At 70.8% G+C, this 4,213-nt stretch carries 5 protein-coding genes; 4 read left to right on the forward strand and 1 reads right to left on the reverse strand.

Annotated elements, in window-relative coordinates:
- From ACFQ4O_RS15675 to ACFQ4O_RS15685, 3 genes are all read left to right on the forward strand, one after another.
- Positions 1-245: Sua5 family C-terminal domain-containing protein (locus tag ACFQ4O_RS15675; protein WP_378776989.1), on the forward strand; the 245-nt coding region annotated here is incomplete at its 5' end.
- Positions 246-263: 18 nt separating this feature from the next.
- Positions 264-1,682 carry an FAD-binding oxidoreductase gene (locus tag ACFQ4O_RS15680; protein ID WP_378776991.1) on the forward strand — a complete coding sequence of 473 codons (1,419 nt, stop codon included), beginning with the start codon at positions 264-266 and terminating at the stop codon, positions 1,680-1,682.
- A 57-nt stretch (positions 1,683-1,739) separates the two neighbouring features.
- On the forward strand, positions 1,740-2,030 hold the full coding sequence (locus ACFQ4O_RS15685) for a hypothetical protein (RefSeq protein WP_378776993.1): 291 nt from the start codon (positions 1,740-1,742) through the stop codon (positions 2,028-2,030).
- Positions 2,031-2,847: 817 nt separating this feature from the next.
- Here the strand turns inward: ACFQ4O_RS15685 and ACFQ4O_RS15690 are convergent.
- A complete protein-coding gene (locus ACFQ4O_RS15690) occupies positions 2,848-3,555 on the reverse strand; it encodes an SOS response-associated peptidase (protein ID WP_378776995.1) in 708 nt (235 codons plus the stop codon).
- A gap of 108 nt (positions 3,556-3,663) precedes the next feature.
- Here ACFQ4O_RS15690 and ACFQ4O_RS15695 point away from each other — a divergent pair, with 108 nt between their 5' ends.
- Entirely contained in the window at positions 3,664-4,125 is a 462-nt protein-coding gene (locus ACFQ4O_RS15695; RefSeq protein ID WP_378776997.1) for a hypothetical protein, read from the forward strand.
- The last annotated feature ends 88 nt before the right edge of the window (positions 4,126-4,213 follow it).

Raw genomic sequence — 4,213 nt, forward strand, 5'->3', positions numbered from 1 at the left:
GGGTGCGGCCGGGCGAGGCGCTGCTCGCCTTCGGCCCCGAGCCGCTGCCCGGCGAAGGCGACGCGGTCGCCGTCATCAATCTCTCACCCCAAGGCGACACGGCGGAGGCGGCCGCCCGGCTGTTCGGCGCCCTGCGCGACCTCGACCGCCGGGCCGCCGTGATCGCGGTCGCGCCCATTCCCGTCGCCGGGCTCGGCGAGGCGATCCGCGACCGTCTCGCCCGCGCCGCCGCCCCCCGCCCCTGACGCCTTTCGCGAGCCGCCATGACGCCCGATCTCGAAGCCCGTTTCCGCGCTCTGGTGTCCGAGCGCGACGCGCTGGACGCCGACGCCGCCGCCCTCAAGCTCCGCGAACCGCGCGGGCTCTATCACGGCCAGGCTGCGCTGGTCCTCACCCCGCGCACCGTGGAGCAGGTCTCCGCCATTCTCGCGCTCGCCTACGAGACCGAAGTGGCCGTGGTGCCCCAGGGCGGCAACACCGGGCTCGTGGGCGGGCAGACGCCCTCGCCGGACGGCGCGCAGATCCTGCTCTCCACCGCGAAGCTCGATCGCATCCGCGAGGTGGACACGGACGGCGCGCTGATGGTGGTGGAGGCGGGCGTCACGCTGCAGCGGGCGCAGGAGGCGGCCGCCGAGGCGGGGCGGCTGTTCCCCTTGAGCCTCGGCTCGGAGGGCAGCTGCACCATCGGCGGCAACATCGCCACCAACGCCGGCGGCACCGCGGTGCTGGCCTATGGCAACATGCGGGATCTGGTGCTGGGCGTGGAGGCGGTGCTGCCCGACGGGCGGGTGTGGAACGGGCTTCGCCGGCTGCGCAAGGACAACACCGGCTACGATCTGAAGCACCTGTTCATCGGTTCGGAGGGCACGCTCGGCGTCGTGACCGCCGCGGTGCTGAAGCTTTATCCCGCGCCCCGGGAGACGGCGACGGCGCTGGTCGGCCTCGCCTCGCCGCAGGCCGCCGTGGCGCTGTTCCGCATCGCCCGCGCCCATGCGGGTCCGGCGCTGACCGGCTGCGAGCTGATGCCCCGCATCGGGCTCGACTTCACCTTCCGCCACATGGCGGGAACCCGCGATCCGCTCGAGGCGGCGCACGCGTGGTACATCCTGCTGGAGCTGTCCTCGCCGCTGGAGGGCGGGCTTTCGGAGACGCTGGAGACCATTCTCGGCGAGGCCTTCGAGGCCGGCGTGGTGGAGGACGCGGCGATCGCGGCCTCCGGCGAACAGGCGCAGGCCTTCTGGCGCATCCGGCACGGCCTGTCGGAGGTGCAGGGCCACGAGGGCGGCTCCATCAAGCACGACGTCTCCGTGCCGCTCGCGACCGTCGCCGATTTCGTGACGGAGGCGACCGAGGCGGTGGCCGCGCACGCGCCGGACGCGCGGGTGGTGGCCTTCGGCCACATCGGCGACGGCAACATCCATTTCAACGTGTCCCAGCCGGTCGGGGCCGACAAGGCGGCCTATCTCGCGGGATGGGACGCGATGAACCGGGTGGTGCACGCGGTGGTCGCCCGCCATGGCGGGTCGGTGGCGGCGGAGCACGGCGTCGGCCGACTGAAGAACGGCCTGCTGGCGGAGGTGAAGTCCGACGTGGAGCTCGACCTGATGAGAGCCGTGAAGCGGGCGCTCGATCCGAAGGGCCTGCTCAACCCCGGCGCCATCCTGGCGGAAACCCGCCCTTAACGCCAAAGCGCTCAGGATCGGCGGCGATTGCGTGGGTGTGTGTATGGAGTAGCCCCGATGACCCGTCTGGCCGGACGTCTGATGTTCGCGCTCGTCCTGCAGCTGATCGTCGCCGGGGGCGCGGCCCACGCGGGACACGAAACCGCCCGCCGCTGCGAACCGCCCCGGGTGTTCAAGACGCCCTACAAGGAGCAGGTCTGCTACGCGGGCGACTACGGCTACGCCGCCTGCCGCTGGATCAAACGCACCTACGTCGTGCGCACACCCGGCGAATGCGTGCGTCCCGTGCTCTACGACGACGCCGAACGCATCTCCCCCCGCGCCCGGTCGCTCTCCACCAAGGGCTGACGCCGCGGGCGGGGCGTTACGACATGTCGGGCGACGCCGCGTCTTCTCTTGTCCCGGCCTTGAGCCGGGACCCATTTCCGCCGACGTGTCCGACTGACGCTCAGCGCGGGTGGTTCATTCTGAAAACGGTGACGTTTCTGGGTCCCGGCTCAAGGCCGGGACAAGGGAGAGGCCCGCTCGTCTCCGAAACGTTCGCCGCGATACATCGGCTGTAAGGCGGCGCGGCGCCCGGACCACGCCGGGCGCCTCCTTCTCTTGTCCCGGCCTTGAGCCGGGACCCATTTCCGCCGACGCTTCCAGATGAAGCTCAGCGCGCGCAGTTCGTTCTGAAAGTGGTGACGTTTCTGGGTCCCGGCTCAAGGCCGGGACAAGGAAGAGGCCCGCTCGTCTCCGAAACGTTCGCCGCGATACATCGGCTGTAAGGCGGCGCGGCGCCCGGACCACGCCGGGCGCCCCTTCTCTTGTCCCGGCCTTGAGCCGGGACCCATTTCCGCCGACGCGTCCAAATGAAGTTCAGCGCGCGCAGCTTGCTCTGAAAACGGAGATGTTTCTGGGTCCCGGCTCAAGGCCGGGACAAGGACGAGGCCGGCTCGTCTCCGAAACGCTTGCCGCGATACATCGGCTGTAAGGCGACGTCGCGCCCGAACCACGCCGGGCGCCTCCTTCTCTTGTCCCGGCCTCGAGCCGGGACCCATTTCCGCCGACGTGTCCGACTAAAGCTCAGCGCGCGCGGTTCGTTCTGAAAGCGGTGACGTTTCTGGGTCCCGGCTCAAGGCCGGGACAAGAAAAGCGTGACCCTCGACGCTCGCACGCCCCCTCAGATCAGCCGCGGCTGCGCCAGTTCGGCGGGTTCTTTCGGGGGGTAGACCGGCTGCTGCACGTCCGGGTCGTCGTTGGAGGCCTGGTTCACCCGCGCGCCGATCGCGACCGCCTCGAAGGCGCCGACCGGCGACGGGTGCAGCCCGCGGAGCGCGAGGCTGCGGCCGTCCACCCGCGTGTCGAGCCACGCGTCGAACATCTCGTCCGGCAGCGCGGCGGGCATGCGCTCGTGGACGCCCGCGAGGTCCGGGCTCGCCGTGACGGTGACGATGGCCACCGAGCGCAGCTCAGAACCGTCCGGCCGGGCCCAGCTTTCCCACAGGCCCGCGAACATGACGGGGCGGCGATCCGGGCGGCGGATCAGATAGGGCTGCTTGAAACGGCCGACCGCCTTCCATTCATACCAGCCGTCCGCCGGCACAAGGCAGCGCCGGCGCTGCAGCGCGGAGCGGAACACCGCCTTCTGCGCCAGCGTCTCGGCGCGGGCGTTGAACATCACCGGCAGCGAGCGGTCGTCCGCGGCGAAGCTCGGCACCAGCCCCCAGCGGTGCGCCGCCAGCCGCCGCACGCCGTTCTCCACCAGCGCGACCGCCACCGACTGGGTGGGCGCGATGTTGTACCGGGAGGGAAGATCGTCGCCGTCCAGCGATCCCACGAGGGCTTCGATGGCCTTTCGGCCGCTCGTCTGCGCGAAACGTCCACACATACGCAGTTTTCCTGACCCGACCGCGCCTGAAAGCTTAACGGCCGTGAAAGCCGATGCCTAGGATGATCTTGGCGCGCCCCGCCCGGGACGCCTCTGGAACGTTCGTCTATGTCCGCCGTCGCATCCGAACTTGAGCCGCGCCTCGCCCCCGCCCCGTCGCGGGAGGAGATGATCCACGCCAATGTGGATCCCGACACCGGGCTCGCGACCGATTATCTGAATCATTTCAACGAAGTGATCATGCTGCTGGAGCTCATCGGCGACATGCCCGAGCTGGTCGAGGACGTGCTTGTCTGGACGCCTTTGTCCTACCGGGCCCATTTCGAGCGCTCCTCGCTCAGCGGCCGCCATGTGGCCGTCGCCGCCTATGACGCGGCCGATCCGCGCCTCCGCGCCGCCTTCGACGCCGCCGTGACCGATCTGGACCGCTGGCTCGTGGGCGTTCAGGACGAGCTCCGCGCCGCGCCTGCGGAGGCCGTTCCGCTGTTGGCGCCGGGCTTCGCCAGCGGCGCGCGGCCGCTGCTCGCTAAGGCGGACGCCATCATCCACGGCGATCTCGGCGGCGCATGAGCGCCGACGACATCCGCCGCGCCCGGCCCTCGCGCCCGTTCGTGGCGGCGAGCCTCATCTGCGTGCGCGACGGCCGCGCGCTGCTGGC

This window comes from Methylopila musalis (genome assembly GCF_042679725.1).
Taxonomy (GTDB): domain Bacteria; phylum Pseudomonadota; class Alphaproteobacteria; order Rhizobiales; family Methylopilaceae; genus Methylopila; species Methylopila musalis.